Annotated in this window: 19 protein-coding genes and 1 riboswitch; of the genes, 7 read left to right on the top strand and 12 right to left on the bottom strand. The window is 53.2% G+C overall.

Annotated elements, in window-relative coordinates:
- Positions 1 to 119 precede the first annotated feature (119 nt).
- The gene (gene gcvH, locus RG807_RS15985) at positions 120 to 512 is read right to left on the bottom strand and encodes a glycine cleavage system protein GcvH (RefSeq protein WP_298453262.1); all 393 of its coding nucleotides are present in this window, start codon (positions 510 to 512) and stop codon (positions 120 to 122) included.
- Positions 513 to 556: 44 nt separating this feature from the next.
- Positions 557 to 1,447, bottom strand: a complete 891-nt coding sequence (locus RG807_RS15990; RefSeq protein ID WP_309045787.1) for a LysR family transcriptional regulator — start codon at positions 1,445 to 1,447, stop codon at positions 557 to 559.
- A 122-nt stretch (positions 1,448 to 1,569) separates the two neighbouring features.
- On the opposite strand from RG807_RS15990, the gene metE reads away from it, so the two are divergent.
- A complete protein-coding gene (gene metE / locus RG807_RS15995) occupies positions 1,570 to 3,891 on the top strand; it encodes a 5-methyltetrahydropteroyltriglutamate--homocysteine S-methyltransferase (RefSeq protein ID WP_309045788.1) in 2,322 nt (773 codons plus the stop codon).
- Here metE and cpdA read toward each other — a convergent pair.
- The 4 genes from cpdA to thiC all read right to left on the bottom strand — a co-directional run bounded on the left by cpdA (position 3,885) and on the right by thiC (position 8,216).
- Positions 3,885 to 4,691: a 3',5'-cyclic-AMP phosphodiesterase gene (gene cpdA, locus RG807_RS16000; RefSeq protein ID WP_309045789.1), complete on the bottom strand. Its 807-nt coding sequence runs from the start codon at positions 4,689 to 4,691 to the stop codon at positions 3,885 to 3,887. The genes metE and cpdA overlap by 7 nt on opposite strands.
- A 232-nt stretch (positions 4,692 to 4,923) precedes the next feature.
- Positions 4,924 to 5,409 carry a DUF1249 domain-containing protein gene (locus RG807_RS16005; protein ID WP_309045790.1) on the bottom strand — a complete coding sequence of 162 codons (486 nt, stop codon included), beginning with the start codon at positions 5,407 to 5,409 and terminating at the stop codon, positions 4,924 to 4,926.
- Between the two features lie 2 nt (positions 5,410 to 5,411).
- Entirely contained in the window at positions 5,412 to 6,026 is a 615-nt protein-coding gene (locus RG807_RS16010) for an NUDIX domain-containing protein (RefSeq protein ID WP_309045791.1), read from the bottom strand.
- A 312-nt stretch (positions 6,027 to 6,338) separates the two neighbouring features.
- Positions 6,339 to 8,216: a phosphomethylpyrimidine synthase ThiC gene (gene thiC, locus RG807_RS16015; protein WP_309045792.1), complete on the bottom strand. Its 1,878-nt coding sequence runs from the start codon at positions 8,214 to 8,216 to the stop codon at positions 6,339 to 6,341.
- An 88-nt stretch (positions 8,217 to 8,304) separates the two neighbouring features.
- Positions 8,305 to 8,421, bottom strand: a riboswitch (TPP riboswitch).
- Positions 8,422 to 8,627: 206 nt separating this feature from the next.
- Here thiC and RG807_RS16020 point away from each other — a divergent pair.
- Positions 8,628 to 9,989, top strand: coding sequence for a TolC family outer membrane protein (locus RG807_RS16020; protein WP_309045793.1), 1,362 nt, complete (start codon positions 8,628 to 8,630; stop codon positions 9,987 to 9,989).
- A gap of 85 nt (positions 9,990 to 10,074) precedes the next feature.
- Here RG807_RS16020 and waaA read toward each other — a convergent pair whose 3' ends face one another.
- Positions 10,075 to 11,328: a lipid IV(A) 3-deoxy-D-manno-octulosonic acid transferase gene (waaA, locus tag RG807_RS16025; RefSeq protein WP_309045794.1), complete on the bottom strand. Its 1,254-nt coding sequence runs from the start codon at positions 11,326 to 11,328 to the stop codon at positions 10,075 to 10,077.
- A gap of 123 nt (positions 11,329 to 11,451) precedes the next feature.
- Here waaA and lpxL point away from each other — a divergent pair, with 123 nt between their 5' ends.
- From lpxL to RG807_RS16040, 3 genes are read left to right on the top strand one after another with little or no spacing between them, the layout of a single operon-like run.
- Complete coding sequence (gene lpxL, locus RG807_RS16030) at positions 11,452 to 12,399, top strand: LpxL/LpxP family Kdo(2)-lipid IV(A) lauroyl/palmitoleoyl acyltransferase (protein WP_309045795.1); 948 nt, start codon at positions 11,452 to 11,454, stop codon at positions 12,397 to 12,399.
- Complete coding sequence (locus tag RG807_RS16035) at positions 12,386 to 13,363, top strand: mitochondrial fission ELM1 family protein (RefSeq protein ID WP_309045796.1); 978 nt, start codon at positions 12,386 to 12,388, stop codon at positions 13,361 to 13,363. Before lpxL ends, RG807_RS16035 begins: the two co-directional genes overlap by 14 nt.
- Positions 13,360 to 14,481: a glycosyltransferase family 4 protein gene (locus RG807_RS16040; protein WP_309045797.1), complete on the top strand. Its 1,122-nt coding sequence runs from the start codon at positions 13,360 to 13,362 to the stop codon at positions 14,479 to 14,481. Before RG807_RS16035 ends, RG807_RS16040 begins: the two co-directional genes overlap by 4 nt.
- A gap of 1 nt (position 14,482) precedes the next feature.
- Here the strand turns inward: RG807_RS16040 and RG807_RS16045 are convergent, their stop codons facing one another.
- Both RG807_RS16045 and RG807_RS16050 read right to left on the bottom strand, forming a co-directional pair.
- Entirely contained in the window at positions 14,483 to 15,526 is a 1,044-nt protein-coding gene (locus RG807_RS16045) for an ELM1/GtrOC1 family putative glycosyltransferase (RefSeq protein ID WP_309045827.1), read from the bottom strand.
- A gap of 2 nt (positions 15,527 to 15,528) precedes the next feature.
- Positions 15,529 to 16,551, bottom strand: a complete 1,023-nt coding sequence (locus tag RG807_RS16050) for a glycosyltransferase (RefSeq protein ID WP_309045798.1) — start codon at positions 16,549 to 16,551, stop codon at positions 15,529 to 15,531.
- Between the two features lie 164 nt (positions 16,552 to 16,715).
- Here RG807_RS16050 and RG807_RS16055 point away from each other — a divergent pair, with 164 nt between their 5' ends.
- Together RG807_RS16055 and RG807_RS16060 are read left to right on the top strand one after the other, a co-directional pair.
- A complete protein-coding gene (locus RG807_RS16055) occupies positions 16,716 to 17,570 on the top strand; it encodes a glycosyltransferase family 2 protein (RefSeq protein WP_309045799.1) in 855 nt (284 codons plus the stop codon).
- Complete coding sequence (locus RG807_RS16060) at positions 17,567 to 18,895, top strand: O-antigen ligase family protein (protein WP_309045800.1); 1,329 nt, start codon at positions 17,567 to 17,569, stop codon at positions 18,893 to 18,895. The genes RG807_RS16055 and RG807_RS16060 overlap by 4 nt, the downstream gene beginning before the upstream one ends.
- Here the strand turns inward: RG807_RS16060 and RG807_RS16065 are convergent.
- From RG807_RS16065 to RG807_RS16075, 3 genes are all read right to left on the bottom strand, one after another.
- Positions 18,884 to 19,597: a glycosyltransferase family 32 protein gene (locus RG807_RS16065; RefSeq protein ID WP_309045801.1), complete on the bottom strand. Its 714-nt coding sequence runs from the start codon at positions 19,595 to 19,597 to the stop codon at positions 18,884 to 18,886. The genes RG807_RS16060 and RG807_RS16065 overlap by 12 nt on opposite strands.
- Positions 19,598 to 19,602: 5 nt before the next feature.
- Positions 19,603 to 20,343, bottom strand: a complete 741-nt coding sequence (locus tag RG807_RS16070) for a glycosyltransferase family 25 protein (protein ID WP_309045802.1) — start codon at positions 20,341 to 20,343, stop codon at positions 19,603 to 19,605.
- A gap of 66 nt (positions 20,344 to 20,409) precedes the next feature.
- The gene (locus RG807_RS16075) at positions 20,410 to 21,333 is read right to left on the bottom strand and encodes a glycosyltransferase (RefSeq protein ID WP_309045803.1); all 924 of its coding nucleotides are present in this window, start codon (positions 21,331 to 21,333) and stop codon (positions 20,410 to 20,412) included.
- Between the last annotated feature and the right edge of the window lie 65 nt (positions 21,334 to 21,398).

A 21,398-nucleotide genomic window follows, 5' to 3' on the forward strand; every position in this document is an offset into this window, starting at 1 on the left:
TGAATACGTCCATGTACGCTTGGCTCCGCCATCCATGGCTCCGCACAGTTTTGGGAGGTGCGCCCCGACTGCTTCGACACTGTAGGTGCCTATAACTGCTTTCGAACCAGTACCAATAATTACTCGGCGGCCGCTACATGCTCGGCGTAGGCATCTGCATCCATCAGTCCATCAAGCTCACCTTTATCAGCAAGCTTTACCTTGAACATCCAGCCATCGCCGTACGGATCTTCGTTGACCTTCTCTGGCTCGTCTTCGAGGCTTTCGTTAACTTCAAGAACCTCACCGGTTACCGGGCTGAACACATCGGATGCGGACTTCACAGATTCGGCCACGCCAGCTTCTTCGCCGCCGGTGACTGTTTCGCCAACTTCCGGAACACCGATATAAACCACGTCACCCAGTTGCTCCTGGGCGAAGTCGGTTATGCCAACGGTTGCAGTGCCGTCAGCGTGTACGCGCACCCACTGGTGGGTGTCGATGTATTTGAGATCAGAAGGTGTTTCACTCATAAGGGTAATTCCTGACAAAAATTTTGGGCAGTGTAACCGAAACCTTAGCGCCAGCGAACCTCTCGTGCCAGCTTCATGAAGGAATCGAGATACTGCACACCCACATCTCGCTCGCGGCAGCCCAGGAATATCTGTTTGGATATGCCTTCTTTGCCCAGTTTTACCGGAACAATGCGCAGCCGGTCGCTGTATTCCGTGACCAGCCATCGGGGTAGCGCCGCTACGCCACGGCCGGCGGCGACCATTTGCAGCATGATGTCTGTGGTCTCAATGGTTTTGTGGCGTGCGGGGCGCATGTTTGCGGGCACCAGTATGTGGTTGAACACATCCAGCCGTTCGATCGCCACGGGATAGGTAATCAGGGTTTCCGTTTCCAGATCCGCCGCATCTGCCCAGGGTTTGCCTGCGAGGCGGTGGGACGCAGCAACCACCAGCACCTGCTCGTAATCAAACACTGGCTCAAACACCAATCCGGGCCTGTGCAAGGGGTCAGGCGTAACCAGCATGTCGATATCGTGACCAAACAGCGCGCCGATGCCACCGAACTGGAACTTTTGTTTTACATCTACATCCACCGATGGCCACTGCTCAAGGTAGGGGCCAACAACTTTTAACAGCCACTGATAGCAAGGGTGGCATTCCATCCCGATACGCAGGGTGCCTGCCTGCCCTCTGGCGAACTGGCCGATGAGCATTTCGGCATGTTCGAACTGGGGCAACAGGCGATTAGCCAGTGCCAGCAGGTGGCTACCGGCCTGAGTCAGCCTGAGCTGCCGGCCTTCTCGCAACCAAAGCGGGGTTCCCAGCTGCTGCTCCAGTTTGCGAACGGAGTGGCTAAGCGCGGACTGGGTAAGGTGAAGGCGGCTTGCGGCTGCCGTCAGGGAGCCTTCAGCGTCAACAGCCCGGAGAACTTCCAGATGGTTACGTTCAATCATTCAGCGACCCATGAATAGAATTAATGGAACCCTGAAATAATACCATTATTTTTCATTGACCCGGAACGCTAATCTGGCAACTCCTATCAACAACCCAACAAACACGTATTCAGGAGTTCCGGATGACCACTACACACAACCTCGGCTACCCGCGCATCGGCGCTCGCCGGGAACTGAAATTTGCGTTGGAAGCACTTTGGAACGGCCAGTCCAGCGAACAAGCGCTGCAGGAAACCGCCGCAGAGTTACGTGCGCAAAACTGGCAAGAGCAGGCAGGCCTTGCTTTGGCACCGGTAGGCGATTTTTCGCTTTACGACCAAGTGCTGGACATGAGCGCGACACTTGGCAATTTGCCTGAGCGTGCCAGCGTCCATGCAGGCTCGCAACTGGACGAGTACTTCCGTGTAGCCCGGGGTCGCTCCCCTAGCGACAGCGCCTGCTGCAGCGTACATGCAGGCGAAATGACCAAGTGGTTCGACACCAACTATCACTACATAGTGCCTGAATTCAGTGCCGACACGGACTTCAGCCTGAATGCTGATCGCATTCTGGTGCAACTGGCGGAAGCCCGTGCCCAGGGTGTAAACACCAAGCCTGTCATCATCGGCCCGGTTACCTATCTATGGCTGGGGAAAGCCAAAGATGAATCTGACCGTTTGAAGTTACTGGACAAGCTGCTGCCGATCTACACCGAGTTACTGGCGAAGCTCGCGGATGCGGGTGCTGAATGGGTGCAGATTGATGAGCCGGCACTGGTTACCGAGCTAGATGCGAACTGGAAGCATGCTTTCATTCTCGCCTACCACGAACTGAAAACCGCTCCGGTAAAACTGCTGTTGACCACTTACTTTGGCGAGCTAAGGGAAAACCTGCAACTTGCCTGCGAACTGTCTGTGGCGGGCATTCACCTGGATGCTATCAGCGCAGCGAATGAGGTGTCCCAACTGGCCGACTGGCTTCCAGCTCACAAGGTGCTGTCACTCGGTGTTATCAACGGCCGAAACATCTGGAAAACCGACCTGAATGCCACTCTGGATCTTCTGGAGCCATTAAAAGAAAAACTGGGCGAGCGTCTTTGGCTGGCACCTTCATGCTCCCTTCTGCATGTACCGGTTGATCTGGAAAGTGAAACCACGCTGGATGACGAAGTGCGCAACTGGCTGGCTTTTGCCCGGCAGAAACTGCAGGAGTTAAACACTCTGGCGAAAGCACTTGATGAAGGTCGAGGAGCCGTAGCCAAAGAGCTGGCCGCCAATCAGAACGCCATCGAGAGTCGACGCCAGTCCTCAAGAGTACACAACCCCGCGGTTGCGGAAGCCCTGTCGGCCATCACGCCGGAGCATGGCCAGCGCAAGAGCCCGTTCAGCACGCGGTCCAAGCTGCAGCAGGAACGATTCAAGCTACCCGCTTATCCGACGACTACTATTGGCTCCTTCCCGCAAACGCCGGAAATACGCGCGGTTCGCAAGGAGTTCCGCCAAGGCAACCTGAGCCAGCAGGACTACACCGCGCGGATCCATGAAGAAATTGCTTACTGTGTTGAGCAACAGGAAGCGCTGGGCCTGGACGTGCTGGTGCACGGCGAGGCAGAGCGTAACGACATGGTGGAGTATTTTGGCGAACAGCTGGAAGGCTACGTGTTCAGCCGGTTTGGCTGGGTGCAGTCCTATGGCTCACGGTGCGTGAAACCACCCATTCTGTTTGGCGACATCACCCGCCCCAACGCCATGACCGTAGACTGGACCAAATACGCCCAGTCCCTGACCGACAAGCCCATGAAAGGCATGCTCACCGGCCCGGTTACCATTTTGAACTGGTCGTTCGTGCGGGATGACCAGCCACGCAAAGACACCTGCCTGCAGTTGGCACTGGCCGTGCGCGAAGAAGTTCAGGATCTGGAAAAGGCCGGAGTAGGGATTATCCAGATTGATGAAGCCGCCTTGCGTGAAGGCTTGCCACTGCGCCAGTCAGACTGGAATACCTATCTGGAGTGGGCGATCGAAGCCTTCCGCATCAGCGCCAATGGCGTACAGGATGACACTCAGATTCATACCCACATGTGCTACTCGGAGTTCAACGACATCATCGGGGCCATTGCCCGTATGGATGCCGACATAATCACCATCGAGACGTCACGCTCGGCCATGGAGTTGCTGGATGCTTTCAAAGGGTTTGAATATCCCAACGATATTGGCCCGGGCGTATATGACATTCACTCACCTAACATTCCACGGGTGGAGCAAATAACAGACTTGATGAACAAGGCGGCAGAGAGGATCCCCACAGAGCGTTTGTGGGTAAACCCGGACTGCGGTCTGAAAACCCGCCGTTGGGAGGAAGTCACACCTGCTCTGGAAGCAATGGTGGCAGCAGCACGAGAGCTTCGCGGGCAAAACGCAGGAAGTGACGTTGCAGAGCAGGAGCTGGCAGAAGCGGCTCAGTAACCGGTGCTGTTTTGATCCAGCTCAAACTCGAAACTCCGGGCCCGGCAGACCTCCGTAGTGAAGTCGCCGGAAGCCTGGAGCTCAAACCAACGATACCCGGGCGCCAGGTCATCTACAGAGAACTTGCGTGAGCCGGAGGTAAACTGAATGCAGGTGGACGGCGTAGCCAACAAGTGCACGCCGTTTCTTTGCTGCTCAAAGGTCTGGTGAATGTGGCCCCACAACACGATCTTTACTTGAGGAAACCGATCAATCAGTTGCCAAAACTCGTCACGATTCTGCAGGCCAATGTCTGTCATCCAGTCCGTTTCAATATCAACGGGGTGGTGGTGCAGAGATACGAGCGCAGGTACATCCGGATGCTGTTCTAGCATGTCTTCAAGGAACCCCAGCTCAGATTCAGAAAGCTCTCCGTGAACTTTTCCTGGCACCGATGAGTCCAGAAGAATGAATTGCCAGCCACCCTGCATTACATGCCGACGGTCTGCACCGTAACCTGCAGCAACGGTTTTCAAACTGGCTACCTGGTCATGATTACCCGCAATCCAGGCTGACCCGCAGTTAAACGCACCAAGGCGCTCCCCAAGAACGCGATAGGCTTCTTCCGAGCCGTCCTGAGCAAGGTCGCCGGTCACAAGGACCAGATCTGGCTGACCGTGGGTCTTGAGTACCTCAGCTATGACTGCTTCGAGGCTGTCGCGGGTATTTACACCAAGCAACGCGCCATCGGCGGCGGCCATCAAGTGCGGATCCGTTAACTGCAGTACCCGAAGTGTCGGGGAGGCTTCCGTTGAGGTCATGATGCTTATGGTCTGCTTACAGCCATCGATTAAGGAATAGGTTCAATGGCAGCTGATTTTTATTAGCTCCCACGTCATCACAATGAGTGTACGTTGTCAGCCACTGGATTGATTACTCATGACTGGAACCCGCGTCACATTCTGACTCAACGTTGACAAAATTTTGCACAATTTGCCAACCACATTCGCCCTTTCAATGCTCAGCGTGTCATCGAATGAATGAGAAACGAGCTCAACGGGTACCTTCACCTGACGTCCAGGTGGCGTGCTCCAAGGGCAAGTGTCCAAATCTCAAACAGTACTCAAGCCAATCTGCGAGAAAACCATTGACCTGAACCTTCTCATCGGGATGGTGCATGAACCGGTTTGGGTAGTCGTTAACCGGCGCGATCTGCGTGTCACGATAGCAACTGATAACTTCTGCCATAGTGGCGTCATGGTATATCCGAACCGTCATCTTCGGGTTGTTGAGCCAGCGCCCACTGTTATGGATCTGCTCCAGCAGGAGGGTTTCAGTGTATCGGGCTGTTTGCAGAACCTGGATTCGAACGCGGCCCAAATATTCATTTTCCCGATGTAACTCGATGTCGGATATAGGCTTTTCGTCTACTCTCAGTTGGCGCAGCCTGCAAAGACGCTGGTAATTGCCATCACACAAGGCACCGAGCTGGCGCAGATCCGGCACGTAACGTTTGGGTTTCATTGCCCACTCACTCATGGCTACCACCCTGCCCGCAGCCTGGCACGGTTGATCTGCAGCCACTGCATGGCGATGATTGCCGCTGCGTTATTGATGCGGCCATCACTGATCATTGCTATGGCTTCATCTGCTGAAACCACATGGGCACGAATGTCTTCACTTTCCTCTTCGAGGCCGAACAGGCCTCCCGCGGATTCGGTGCTGACTTTGCCACAGTAGAGGTAAACCATTTCTGTAGTGCCACCTGGGGACACCAGGTAATCGCAGATTTTTTCGAGTTTGCTGAAGCTGAGGCCAGCTTCTTCTTCAGCTTCTCTTTGAGCAACCTCTTCGCTGCTTTCGCCCTCTTCGTTCATTCCGGCGATCAGCTCCAGCAACCAGGGGGACTGATCGCGCCCTATTGCGCCCAGGCGGAATTGTTCAAGCAGTACAACTTCGTCTCTTTCTGGATCATAGGGGAGTACGCAGGTGGCGTCGCCGCGGATAAAGAGTTCGCGGGTAAACTCTGGCATGTTTCGGCCATCAAAGCGCGGGTGTGTCAGCCATAGTTTGTCCATGCGGAAGAAGCCCTGGAAGACGGTTTCGCGCTTTTCGACTTTGACATCGCTGGCTTTGAACTGGAACGGCTTGGTCATGCTTTACTCTGTTTTGAAATCGGTTTTGCACGATAGCCGGTTGGTGTTGTTTATTGCAAGCCTGCTTTGGGTGGGGCTGGTTGTGGCAAGGACGGCTTTCCAAAACACGCTGTAGATACATCCATGTACGCTTGGCTCCGCCATCCATGGCTCCGCACAGTTTTGGAAAGCCGTCCTTGCCACAACCGATTCAACTTTGTGCTGTCCGCTTTTAAACACAAAACGGGATCAACATCCGTAAGTTATTTTACGCTCTATTCTCCTTAGCAAATTCTGCGTTTACTCCGAACTCACATGCCTGAAAAACTATGCTCAGACTTTGTCGTAAAGCTTACTCCCGGATTCCACGAACTCCCGAGACTTCTCTTTCATTCCCGCATCCACTGCTGAAATCTCGTCAATACCATGCTCAGCCGCATAATCGCGAACTTCCTGGGAGATTTTCATGGAGCAGAATTTCGGGCCGCACATGGAGCAGAAGTGGGCTACTTTCGCGGATTCCTTGGGTAAGGTTTCGTCGTGGAAGGCTCGGGCGGTGTCTGGGTCGAGGCCGAGGTTGAACTGGTCTTCCCAGCGGAACTCAAAACGGGCTTTTGAAAGCGCGTTGTCGCGAATTTGGGCACCGGGGTGGCCTTTCGCCAGGTCGGCTGCGTGGGCGGCGATTTTGTAGGTGATGATGCCGGTTTTTACGTCGTCTTTATTTGGCAACCCCAAGTGCTCTTTCGGGGTGACGTAGCAAAGCATCGCGCAGCCAAACCAGCCGATCATGGCAGCGCCTATGCCAGAGGTTATGTGGTCGTAGCCCGGAGCAATGTCGGTGACCAGCGGCCCAAGGGTGTAGAACGGAGCTTCGTCGCAACACTCCAACTGCTTGTCCATATTTTCTTTGATCAGGTGCATGGGCACGTGGCCGGGGCCTTCGATCATGCATTGTACGTCGTGCTTCCAGGCAATTTTGGTGAGTTCGCCCAGGGTTTCCAGTTCGCCGAACTGGGCTGCATCGTTTGCATCGGCTATGGAGCCGGGGCGCAGGCCGTCTCCTAGGCTGAAGGAGACGTCGTAGGCTTTCATGATTTCGCAGATATCTTCGAAGTGCTCGTACAAAAAGCTTTCTTTGTGGTGAGCCAGACACCATTTCGCCATGATGGAGCCGCCACGGGAGACGATGCCTGTGGTGCGTTTTGCCGTCATGGGCACATGGTGCAAGCGCACTCCGGCGTGGATGGTGAAGTAGTCTACGCCCTGCTCTGCTTGCTCAATCAATGTATCCCGGAAGATTTCCCACGTGAGGTCTTCTGCTACACCGCCTACTTTTTCCAAAGCTTGATAGATAGGCACTGTGCCAACGGGAACCGGTGAGTTGCGGATCAGCCATTCGCGGGTTTCGTGAATGTTCTTGCCGGTGGAGAGATCCATGATGGTATCGGAACCCCAGCGGATGCCCCAGGTGAGTTTCTCCACTTCTTCTTCAATTGAAGAGGTAACCGCTGAGTTACCGATGTTGCCGTTGATCTTCACCAAAAAGTTGCGGCCGATGATCATCGGTTCGGATTCCGGGTGATTGATGTTGGCAGGGATAATTGCCCTGCCCCGGGCCACTTCGCTGCGCACGAACTCGGGGGTAATTTCTGCTGGAATACTGGCTCCGAAAGATTGGCCAGGGTGCTGATCATCTGCCAAGCCTTGCTCTCGAGCTTCCTGCAGCTTCATGTTTTCCCGTATGGCGATGTATTCCATCTCCGGCGTAATGATGCCTTTGCGGGCGTAGTGCATCTGGGTAACGTTTTTATCTGCCAGCGCCCTGAGAGGCTTGCGTTCGTCCATAAAACGAAGCGGGTCAAGCTGAGGGTCTTTCATTCTGCGGCGGGTGTATTCCGAGGTGTAGCCGGACAAAGGTGCGGTATCTTCACGCTCCGAAATCCAGGCAGCGCGGATGGCCGGAAGGCCTTTGCGCAGATCGATTGTGGCGTCAGGGTCTGTGTATATGCCGGAGGTGTCGTACACCACCACCGGTGGGTTTTTCTCGCCACCCATTTCTGTGGGCGTATCCTGCACGGATATTTCACGCATAGGCACCCGCAGGTCAGAACGACTACCCTGAACGTATATTTTACGTGAGCCCGGCAAGGGTTGAACCGCAGCAGAATCTACGCGCGCGGAATCACTGAGGTAAGTTGGCAGATCGGTCATCATTTGCTCCCGGAATTTTATTGGATATTCGGGTCGCGCATGACGGAGGGAGCCGACACCATAGAGTTTGCAGGTGTTCCTGGCTCTTCGATAGCTTGGTCTCAATCCCTACGCCGGTATTATCCGGATCAGGTCGCGGGTTCTGCGATGCAATCTCAGCCGGCTATCTGAACAAGTCAAACAGCCAGCACCCCGTCAAGACGCGAGTCTGTAATCTATAGCACTCAAAGTGAGTGCTGTATGCAAGTGTAGAGCTGAGCGTAATTATTGTCCATAATGGTCAAATTGTTTCAGCCGGCTTGTTTAACCATGCCATTACCGATGTTGCTCCCATGTCACCGTGGGACAATCTGGCATTCCTTTTCAGCGCCCCAGGTGGGCGTAGGCGCGCACACATACTCAGGAGTAATAATGAAGAAACGATTGCTTTCCGGACTTATCGGCCTATTGGCGGCTCAGCCGGCCCTTTCCCTAGATCTGGTTGAGACCTATGAGAAAGCACTCTCTTACGACTCCGGCATCGCGGCAGCCCAGGCCAGATTTGAATCCCAGCAGGCAGGCAGCGACATCAGCAAAAGTACTCTGCTGCCCCAAATTGGCGCCTACGCAAATGCAAACCACACGGATTTCGATGCCAAGAATGGCCAGGGGGACAGCTATAAAGCATTCAACTACGGCGTGCGCCTGACTCAGCCCGTTTTCCGTGCGGACAACTGGTTTCGGTATGACTCCAGCAAATTCCAGACGGAAGCCGCGCAAGCTCAATACAACCTGGCGCAGCAGCAACTGATTCTTGATGTCGCCACGGCGTATTTCAACGTGTTGCGGGCGCAAGACACGGTAACAACTGCCAGGGCTGGCGAGGCAGCAATTCGCCGCCAATACGAACAGGCACAAGAGCGTTTTGATGTTGGCCTGATCGCCATCACAGAAGTTTATGAAGCCCGCGCCAGCTATGACGATGCCAGAAGCATAAGGATAGCGGCGGAAAACCAGACGAATATCGCTCGGGAGCAACTGGCTCGTTTTACAGGCGAATACTCCGAAGACTTGCAGAACTTGCGTCAGAACTTTCCCTTGGGGCAGCCAGAGCCCATGGACCCGTCCGCGTGGGAAATGACGGCTCTTGAACAGAACTGGGCGATACAAGCTGCGATGTCAGTGCTGGATTCAAGCGAAGCTAATCTGGATGTCGCAAAATCCGGTCATATGCCGACGCTCGACCTGGTCGCCTCCTATGGACAAACTGAACTTGATGGCGCCAAGCAAACTCAACAGGAAGGAACCCAGGGTGTTATCGGCCTTGAGCTTAACGTACCGCTGTATATGGGTGGCGGTACTCAAGCTGGCGTTCGGCAGCAGCGTTCGCTGGTAACGGTAGCTCAGGAAGATCTGAACACAACACGCCGCGACGTAAGAGTGAGCACCCGCAGCCTGTACTTGACCGTAAACAACAACGTAGAGACCGCATCTGCGTTGAAGCAAACCATTATTTCCCGTCGCAGCGCATTGGACGCGACCCGTGCGGGGTATGACGTCGGCACCCGCAACATCGTCGAGGTACTGGATTCAGAGCGCGCCTACTACGTGGCACTGAATGATTATGCCAATGCTCGCTACGATTATGTAACAAATACCCTTCGGCTAAAGCAGGCTGCCGGCACGCTTAGCCCGAGGGACCTTATTGAGCTGAACGAGTGGCTGAGCGCCACGGCCCCCGGGATTGAGGCTCTGGCTAACGACAAAGAAACTCTGCAAGACCCGACTCGCTAAGTTACGCAGCCAGAACGAAGATCAAGACAGGGTGGGGAGTACGCCTCCCCACCCACAACGTGCAGACTCCCTACGCCAATCCGATTCAAACCCGCTCGATAATCCCATCAACGACCCGATCCAATGCGCCCCTGTTCTTGTTGACCACCGACAATGCGCGCTGGCCACTGGCTAGGCGCTCGTCAGCATTACTGAACAGTGCGCGCAGGTGGCAAAACAGCTCATCAGCATCGCTAACCATGGTTACCCCACCATCATCAAGAAGCCGTTCGTAGATGGTTTCAAAATTGAATACGTTATGTCCGGAAACAACGGGAATTCCCCAACCCGCCGGCTCCAAAGGATTGTGTCCGCCACGCTCAATCAATGAGCCACCCACAAATGCCACATCACTGGCGCCATAGAGCATCATCAGCTCACCCATGGTGTCGCCCAGATATACCTGAGCACTCGAGGGTTCATCCCCCAAAGATCGACGCGCCAGAGAGAACCCCTGCTTGCTGATCAGCTCTGCCACAGACTCAAAGCGCTCAGGGTGGCGAGGCACGACAATCAATAGTGCATCGGCCCTATGCTGCAAAAGTTGCGTGTGTGCCGCCAGCAACTGGGCATCCTCACCTTCATGGGTGCTACCGGCAATCCATACAGGACGAACAGATAGACTGCTCTTTAGTACCCGCGATGCTGCCCGCACTGAGTCAGGAATATCCACATCAAATTTTACACTGCCAGTAACAGCTACTTTGGATGACGCAACTCCTATTCGTCGAAAACGCTCCGCATCCTTTTCAGCCTGCGCAGCCACCCAACTAATACTGCGCATGATCGGCGCAACCAGGCGTTTGACGCGCTCATAACCCAGCGCAGAGCGCTCGGAAAGCCGGGCGTTGATAAGGAAGACAGGAACCCCACGGGACCGGCTCTGGCGAATCATGTTCGGCCATATCTCCGTTTCCATAATAACCAGTATTCTGGGATTAACCCGGTTCAGGAAGCGCCGAATCGCGCCGGGGGTATCATAGGGGGCATAGGCATACTGCACCTGATCGCCGAACATTTTCATGGCCTGTGCTTGGCCGGTGTCGGTCATGGCAGTCATCAGGATAGTAATATTGGGGTTGCGAGCGAGCAGTCTTCGCACCATGGGCGCAGCGGCAATGGTTTCACCTACCGACACAGCATGCACCCAAACAACCGTGCCGCTGGCTCGGGGCACAAACCCCAAGCGCTGCTGCCAATTAATGCGGAGTTCGGGTGCTTGGCGGCCCTGCCACCACAGACGCAGAAGAATAAACGGCAACGCCAGGCGTATAAGTTGTGAATAGATAAGTTGAAGCACGCAGTACCCCCTGCAAATCAGTGCGGTATCATAGCGCAAACCCTGATAATTTGCTTCCGACTGACCATGCTGGGCAACATAGCCAAAGCAGCAACTCACTGAGCTAGCAGGACAGATTTTCAAGTGAAGAAAAAACACCGCAACCAGGCGCGAAATACAGACTACTCAGCCTATCGCCACCCCCGCTGGTGGCCGACCTGGATCGGAATTGCTGTTATGTGGTGCGCGGCCCAGCTTCCCATTCGCTTCCAGTGGTGGCTTGGCAAGTGCATAGGTCTTCTCGCATGGCGTTTTGCCAAGCGGCGGCGCCATATTGCCGAGGTCAATATACGACTGTGCTTTCCTGAGCTCACGCAGGCACAACAAGGTGCGCTGGTTCGTAATAGTTTTATCGCAAATGGAATCGGCCTGATGGAGCTGGGCATAGCCTGGTTTCGGAACCCGGCAAAGCTTATGGGGATAACGGAAGTGCACGGAAAGGAGCATTTGGACAGCGCTTTGGCCAAAGGCAACGGTGTGCTCTTGCTTGGCGGCCATTACAGCACCCTGGACCTTGGAGGTAGCCTGGTTACCGAGTACATTGAAGCAGACGTAATGCAGCGAGACCACAACAACCCATTGATGAATGCCATCATGACCCGCGCAAGGGAGCGCCGGTATGGGACCGCTCTGGGTGCACGGGATCTTCGCGGCCTGTTCCGCAGCCTTAAACAAAATCGCACTGTGTGGTACGCCACAGATCAGGACTATGGCCGCAAGGATATTGTTTTCGCGCCATTCTTCGGCATACCGACTGGCACCATCACGGCCACATCTCGTATTGCTGCGCGCAGCCACTGTATGGTGGTTCCATTCAGCCACTTCCGGCGGCAGGATAAACCCGGTTACGACATTTACTTTCACCCCCCGCTGGAGCCTTTTCCGGGCGGCGATGACATGCAGGATGCGACTGAGATCAACCAGATTCTCGAGCGTGAGATTCGGCGAGCGCCCGACCAGTACCTCTGGATGCACCGCCGCTTCAAAACGCGGCCAGATATAAACGACCCAGGTTTTTATGGCGACAAATAGCACTCAAGCGGCACCTGTAATCTGGCTGCTCACAGACAATAAACCCGGGCACCGGAATCAGTTAAAGGGCCTTGGCAATCGGCTACGGGTAAAAGTTGGCGCAAGCCTGTTCTGGTTATCAGCGCCAGATATCCGTATTCCATTGTGGCGCGCACTTTTGGCGATTCCGCCTGCGCTGGACAAGTCCCTCCCCCACCCTGACTTGATCATCGCAGCCGGCACAGGCACTCACAAACTGCTGCTGTCCTTGCGGCGGCTCAGGAACACCAAAACTCTGGTCATCATGAAACCCGGGTTCCCGCGCAGCTGGATCGACGGGGCCATCATTCCTGCCCATGATGGCATTGCACCTGACGGAGACACACTGATTACAGAAGGTGCCATTAACACAGTCACTCCCCTTGCCCGAATTACCGAAAAGCCCGAAGCCTTGTTGTTACTCGGCGGCCCGTCACCCCATTACAACTGGGACGATGACGTTGTTTTCGGGCAAGTTATAAATCTGATCGGAGAATACCCCCAATGGCGATGGACGATCAGCGGTTCAAGAAGAACACCGCAAGCCCTCAGGGAGAGAGTGAGCGAGCTCGCCAGCCTCAAAATTACCGTAGCAGACCCTGACAAAACCCATGAAGACTGGCTAGCCCACAACATTGCGGCATCCCGGGCCATCTGGGTAACACCTGACAGCATGTCCATGGCGTGTGAGGCTGCCACATCCGGCGTGCCAACCGGGTTGTTCCAGCTACCTGAGCGTTCCGAAAGCCGTGTAGTCAAAGGCGTGCAACAATTGGTTGCAGCGGGCCATGTAGCACGCTGGAGCGATCATGCAACAGTGATGGGGGGCAAAACTGGCCAGGAAGAGCCTTTCTGGGAAGCAGACCGAGCGGCTCAATGGGTGATTCAGCGCTGGCTTACCCCACGTACTGAAAAGCAGAAAAGATCAAAGAGGACGATTCCTTGAGAATTCTTCAGGCATTACCGGCGCTCTACAGCGGCGGAGTAGAACGGGGAACTGTTGAGTTTGCGGCTGACCTTGTGCGGCACGGCCACGAATCCTATGTTATATCAAGTGGCGGCCCTCTGGTGGAGCGCCTTGAGGAACAGGGCTCAACCCACGTCAAAATGCCCATTCATCGCAAATCACCTGCGTCTTTTGGGCAAATTCGCCCCATGCGAAACCTGATACGGGAGTTGCAACCAGACATTATCCACGTGCGCTCGCGCATGCCGGCCTGGATCGTGCGTTTGGCATGTAAAGGGTTGCCGGCGCGCCAGCAGCCACTGATTATTTCAACCTTCCACGGCATGTACTCCGTGAATCCCTACAGCGCCATCATGGCAAAATCCGACCATGTCATCGCAGTATCAAACTGTGTGCGCAGCTACATTACCGAAAACTATAAGGTGCCAGAGCAACAGTTGACCGTGATACAGCGCGGCGTGGATGTGGAATACTTTCAACAACGAGAGCTGAACGACGCATGGCGACAAGCACTGTTTACACAATTCCCACACCTTGAGAACAAACGGATTCTCATGATGCCGGGGCGGATTTCCCGCTGGAAGGGCCAGCTGCAGTTTCTTGAAGCCATGGCAGAAATCACCCGCGAACAGGCAGACTGCCACGGCATTATTGTTGGCGGTGCAGAGCCCGGCAAAGAGCGCTTCATGCAGGAACTCGAACAGCACCGCACGAAGCTCGGGCTTACCGACAAGGTAACCTTCCTTGGGCAGCGGGACGATATGGCGGAACTCTATCTGTTCGCCGACCTGGTGTGCCACATGTCGACAAAGCCCGAGCCCTTCGGCCGCACAGTCACCGAAGCGCTATCCTCCGGCACGCCGGTAGTTGCGTTTAACCGTGGCGGTGCCGCAGAAACACTGCAGGCGTGTTTTCGGGATGGGCTTGTGACACCTGATGACACCCATGAGTTTGCCAGGGTGGCAGTAAGGCTGCTAAACAGCGAAACATCAGATATCGAAATTCCTTATCGGTTTCGGCTGCAAGCGCAGACGGAGGCGACACTGGAGGTTTACCAGAATCTCCTTAAAGCAAAAGCCAGAATCAGCCCACTCTAAATTAACGCGCACTAGATGCCAAAGAGTGTCGAAGTAAGCTGGGGATCTGCTGTTCCAGTCGTGAGAGCAAAAGATCTCGAGCATGATTATCGATATTGGCGTTGGCTGGCAAACTGGGCATGGCCGCCCCTAACGTCCACAGCTTGCAATATCCTGCCAACTCAAACCGCTCAAGCGCTTTATGATAACGCTCAGGCGGCTTTCCATCCGCAGGCTTCAGAACAGTTGTCGGCTTTTGGCTCGCGATGGCTTCACTGATCATTGTCATACTATCCGCAGTAACAAACACCGCATCTGACGCGTCCAAATAGCTATTCATTACCTTTCTCGGCGATTCACTCCACCAAACCGAATCCGCCAACAGTGAAACCGGCAGAGCCTTCTTTAGTAACTGCTCACCAGCGCAGCCAGTGCGCCGGGAAGTCGTCACAAGCCACCGGCAATTATCGCGCCTGGACAAACCTTCAACCAAGCCACCAATCTGGCTCCATGTGGTTTCATCAAAAGAATAACCGGCACCATCACCACCGACAACAAGACTATAAAGTGGCTGCCTATTCTTCAGTTGCAGCCTATCTCTTAGCGCACCCCCATTCTCTGCCGGCTCGCTCGGATTCGTTGCTGTTGGAACCAGATCCATAACGATGTTGTGCGACTGCCCCGTTGGCTCGAGCGTCAGATGCGCCGAAAACTCACTCGAATGCAGCCTGCGGCCGGAGCCCAGAAAGATATTGGGCACAGACCACTTTCGAGCCAGTGCTACATTCAAAAACGACGTATTACCACCCGCGGACACAATCAGATCCGGGCGCGTAGTCTCAGAGCCGAGCATGCCAGAGTCATAGAAAACTGTACCAATGTGCGGGCCGGCACGGTTGATTCTGAGCACATAGGGCAACAAAAGCCGAGACAGTGATCTGACACGCAATGCCACTGTTTGCTCGACGCAAACAAGCTCATAGCGCGTCGAAAGCCAATCCACCAGACCCCGCGCTTGGCTCACATGGCCAGGGACACCGTCCGATAGAATCAAAACCTTGAGCATAGTCACGTTGTGCCCATCACTTCTCTGTAAATACCAAAAGTTTCCGCAACCATGCTGTCAAACGTAAGCGCTTGCTGAGCCCATAGAAAAACCGGACGCTGGCTCTGTCTGGCAACGTCAGGGTTCTCTGCCAGCCAGGTTAATTTGCAACTAAGCGCATCGATATTATTGCATTCAACCAGATAGTCTTGGGGTAGCACTTCTTCTGCACCCGGCACCCTGGTAGACAGCACAGGCAGGCCACTTAATAAAGCTTCAGCCAGAACATAGCTGAAGCCCTCCCGGTGAGAGGCGAACACAAGAAGGTCCGCCGCTTGCATCATTCCGCGAACATCTGCCCGAAAACCAGCCAGCTTCACACATTGCTCAAGCCCCTGCCGACGAATAGTTGCCTCAAGTCTGGTTCGCTCGGGCCCCTCCCCAACAATAACCAACTGCCCATGACTGGGCCGCCATGCCAGAATCAGATTATCCAATGCCTTGACTGGCACCAGCCTGCCAACCGCCAGCGAAATTCGCATATCCGGGTCTAAACCGAAGGCTTGCGCGAGTGCCTTTCGATCCATTGAGGGGCTGGAATAAGGCATCATCCCATTGTAAACAACCCGCAAATCAGGGTGATCAACGTTCGAAACGACACCGTTGCTTACTCCAATGACCGTGTTCATATGGGAGAACATTCTGGTGGAACTCTTGCGGCTATGAATGGAACCAATCCGATACCCTGGCACCACCGCCCGAACACGTGCCAGCATCTCTACCGCTTTGTTTGCATGGGCATGGACAATGTTCGGTGCCTCCCTTCGCAAAATCAGGGCAAGCCGAGCCAGAAGAACGGGGTTACGGCGCCCAGCGCTAAGATCAAGTGAGATAAACCTTACCGGCGACTCAAAACGAGCTCGGTACTTTTCGTGGGCTATGGCAACAACATCGCAACCCAAGCCTGCCAAACCGCGGCTCAGCTCAACGAAATGATTTTCCAGACCGCCGTCCCCATCGCCGGCCATCACTTGGCATACTTTCATCTGACAACCTCGTGTGAGTATTCACGCACTTCAGTTATACCCCGGCACGCGATACACTTGCCCGGAAATTCCCGGGGTGCTGCGCTCCCTATCAAGTCGCTGGCGCACCTTGCTCAACATATGTTCGAGCCATCTTATACACATTTCGATGTGAGACAATTTACATGAAGCTATCTGTCATCATAAGCACTTACAACTCCCCCCGTTGGCTGGAAAAAGTGCTTTGGGGCTACAGCGTACAGTCTCACAAAGACTTCGAAATCATTATGGCAGACGATGGTTCGGGCGATGACACCCGCGCACTGATTGACAAGATGCGCACAGAAACCGGCATGACCATCAAGCATGTCTGGCAAACCGACAACGGTTTCCGCAAATGCCGAATTCTCAACAAAGCGGTTCTGGAAGCCAGCGCTGATTATCTGGTATTCACGGACGGTGACTGCATCCCCAGAAATGACTTTCTTGAAGTGCACGCCAGCGAAGCGGCTCCTGGCCGGTTTCTCTCGGGCGGCTACCACAAGTTGCCAATGGGCACGAGCGACGCCATTTCGAAAGATGACATTCTAACTGGCCGCTGTTTCGATCTGGCATGGCTAAAACAGCATGGCCTTAAAACAAGCTACAAAAACAGCAAACTGACTGCTAACCGCTGGCAGGCAAAAATGTACAACACTCTGACACCAACCCGGTGCCGATTTAAAGGCTCCAATGGCTCCGCCTGGAAGGCAGATGTTCTTGCAGTAAATGGCTTTGATGAGACCATGGCTTATGGCGGTGAAGACAGGGAGTTTGGTGTGAGACTGATTAACAACGGCATCAAACCGAAGCACGTTCGCTATAACGCGATCGTGATTCATCTGGATCATAAGAGAGGGTATGTTGATCCCGTTTTAGTAAAAAAGAACAAAGATTTTCGACGTGGCGTTGAAGCAAATAAGATATTGACGACCCAAAATGGCATAGAACAGCTGCCCCCTTCTGCGAATATAGAAACCGATAAAGCATCCCAACTGTGACAGCCATCCAAACCTCACCCAAAAAATTCATCCAAAAGCTTGAAGCCCCAAAGCCGTATCTTGAGCTCTTGATGCTCGCTTGCGTCGTATTGTTTATTCTTTTCAAACGATCCTATCGCGATATCGGCGATGTTGCGCTGGGGCTCCTTGTTTTGGGTACTTTGTATCACGCGTTTAAAGCCGGTCACCACATGAAAACTGATGCTTATCCGCGCCTCTTTCTGATCTCGCTGATCGTGCCAACCGCGTCGTGGCTGAACAGCACCCTGTTTATTCCTGAGCTCGCCCTGCCGACTCCCTCTCCTTTCAGCCTCTATACCTTTTTCATATTCTGGTTCCTGGCATACTGGATACAGGGCAATGAGCAGCGCATAGCATTGGTTCTGCTCGCCTACTGCTGTGGCGCTCTACTTTTATTCATAACAGCTCCCGCAGAGCTCACAGAAGAACTCAATCGTGCTGCTTCCGGTGTGAGGGTAAGTTTTGGACTACGAAACGCCCAGCACACCTCATTGATAGCGGCGTTCGGTCTTCTCGCATCCATTTTCTTGATGTTTTCAAACACTCATTTAAGCCGAAGACTGGAAATCATTAAAAAGCTGGTGTCTCTGCTATTTATAGCCATATTCATAGCGATAACAATAGCTGCACAGTCTCGCCAAGCATGGCTACCTATTGCTATATGCGTAGGGCTTGCACCTGCACTATTGAAAGCGACCGGAACTATCCAGATTCGGATAGCCCCGATGGTTATCCTGTATGCATTAATCGGTATCATCGGAGCACTTGCTACGAACCTCGACGTAGTGCAAAACCGCGCCAGTGCAGAGAGCTCAACTCTTAGTAAAATTACGCACGGCGACATTTCAGAAATACCCAATGACACAAGCATCGGGATACGAATTCATTCGTGGTTCGAAGCGAGTCACTGGATTGCAGAACGTCCAGTTTTTGGCAACGGAGAAGACATAAAGGAAGATGTAATCGTAGCGGCTGAAAGTCTTCCCGGGTGGGTCAGGTCAGAATTCAAACACCTTCACAGCTCCCACATTGAGACTCTTCTAAGCTATGGCATAGTGGGTGCGACATTAATCTATTTTATTATTATCTTCCCTGTCGCCAGGATCATCAGAGAAAAGAAAGGGGCAGAAGGGGCTAAATGGGTAATATTTTCCATCTTCACCCTTATCATCTGGCTCACTATCAATACTTTCGAGTCATTTTTCTATATGTGGGATGGGATATACGTCTTTACAGTTTTCTACGGGGTCATCTACAGCTTTTCTTTCAGCTCTGAGAAACACGAGCACTTTTCATCCTCGTAGCCTCACCTGGAAAAAATACTTTTGCCATGTATAAAACCTCCCCCAGAACCCAAGGTGCTTGGCCTTCAAGAAAACCATTTTTCGAGACCTTTTCCAGCTGTGCTGATACCAATGCACGAGATAAGCGTCAGCAGTGCACTCAAAAAAGATATCCTCACCTTGGTAAGGGTTAAAATAGTGCCGAGGGAAGATCTTCGAAGGTTCCAAATCACAAACGCTGCTGTCGATCAAAATCTCCGTGAAAATATGTGGGCCGATATATAAAGGGGATGTCCATATTCCAGCCTCGTAGAAGGAGATTAATTCCGCCAGAATTTTCGAATTTTTCTGTGCGAAAATAGCACATGTACCAATCCTCGAGTCGGCCTCATACCCCACCGCGAACATCAAATCCTGGAAAAGGGGAAAAGGGTTCCTGCGTATTGTCACGTCTAGATCGAGATACAGTCCTCCAAACTTTTGAAGAATTTTTAGTCGCAAGTAGTCAGTAACAAACGCATACAGGCCTCGACGAAAACACTCGCGTGCAAACCGGCACCCCTCTATCCATTGAAGAATTTCCGTGTCCGATTCGGTCCACAACCTGTAATTGAAACCCTGTTTTCTCCAGTCATCTACGCAAGCATGGCCAAGCGGCGACATCTTCTTACCCAGCCAAATTCCATGAATTATCTCGCTGGTGTTTTTTGCCTCTTGCTGCATTGATATCACCGCAACCGGAACTTCAGGTTATGAACCGTGCGTGCAACGGCTTCATTCAGATGCTTCGCCTTCCTATAAAGCGTTACACTGAGATCACGTTTCGATTTCTGTTTGGCGTAACCAATCATGGAGTCAAATTCTTGATCATTAGTCAGGCATGCCGGGTGCACACCATAGTTCTCCACACCATGCTTCCAGAACTCATCCATCTCCAAATCCACTGGCTGAGTCCATTCTCTTGCGTGCCGGAGAAACTTTTCAGCCCCGGTTGGGGTTAGATAATAACCTGTGGTGCTTTTGTGTCCTTTGGAGTATTTGAACACCTCGATACTGCTGATCTCAAACACTCGCTTCAGAGGTGTACTCTTCTTTCGCAAAGGAGAAAATAGCCTGACACACTCGAGGTTTTCGGGCAGCTTTTCTGTGACATTTACAAAAGTGCCAAAGCGTTCCGGGAATAACAGTGCATCATCTTCAAGAACAATTATCGGACGCCCTGACTCTACGCACTGCTCCCAAATCAGATAGTGACTGGCATAGCACCCAAGCTGTCCCGGAGACATATCGTCAGGCTCTTCTCGCCGACGCTTTATTGAGTTGTAATGTCGAAAAAGGTCATGCCCCTTGCTTCCATTAACCGCATCAAAAAAAGAAAACTCGAGATCGAGGGATTGTAATTGCTGAGAGATTTTCTCTCGGCGCTCGAGAGCCGACGCTAGGCTTATGACGACAATTTTGGGGGGCATATTTAGTAAGAACCATTAGTTTGAATGTTTATCATCCCGTTTCTCGGGCGAACTCTGGCTGGCCGATCATTTCCGTATAATCGGCAGCCATCGCTTGAGAGCAACCTCAATATTATTGAGATGCTTGAGCATGCTCAAGCCCGTAAGAGGGTTATAGGTCCACGGCTTGGCAGGCGTCTCCCCCTCACAGTCCAGAAACTGCTCGGCGATGGGGGGCACCTTCTCACTGGACGTCGCCAAAAAACGTGAAGCCTGCTCCTCTGTCCACATACGAAAGGGATAAAATCCACACCTCTTACGCTTCTCCGCAAGCTTCAAGCCTAACGTTTTACTTTTACCACGATAAGCAGGCACCTCAGGCAACCACATGGCAAATGGCGCCCAGAGATACAACATAGGGCCGAAAGACGCCTTGGCCTGACTATCGTTAGCTGGCTCAGACTGGTGAAATTCCCAACCAGCTGCGAGCAGGCGCGCAGGCTTAAACATAACCAGGTCGGAATAGTGAACCCCTGCACTTTGCCCCATATTTTTGCGCACGAAAACTGACGCATCAGGCCCCGGCTCTGGAATCAGTGGTCGCTTTAACTGATCGACACCCCGGATAAAGCATGGATGAATGAAGGCAACAGCAGGGTTCGATTCAAACAGCTTATTGAGCTCTATCACCTCATGCCCCAGTATGGGTCTTACCAACTGAGTATCGTCTTGAAGATAACAAAGAAGGTTCCGGTCTTTCAGCTTAACCAAGGCATTCTGCATGTTGTGGTACAACCCGCCATGCTTGATGCTGCCCTTTTTTTCCGGTAACACAACCTGATGGCGGTCTTTAATGCCAGCAAGGAACTCAAGAGTTTGCGGGTCGTTGCTATCGTCGTCGAATATAACAATTTCGGGCTGATCAATGGCAGCCTCAATGGAATCAATGCAGTTTTTCAGAAAGGCGCCGCGATTGAACGAGAAGATACAGAATGTGATGCTAGCTGACATAGTTATTCCTGTGAAATTGCAGTTCCCACCGCGAAGGCATAAACATTGCCGTTCTGACGCATAAC

The sequence above is a fragment of the Marinobacter sediminicola genome (assembly GCF_031157525.1).
Lineage (GTDB): Bacteria > Pseudomonadota > Gammaproteobacteria > Pseudomonadales > Oleiphilaceae > Marinobacter > Marinobacter sediminicola.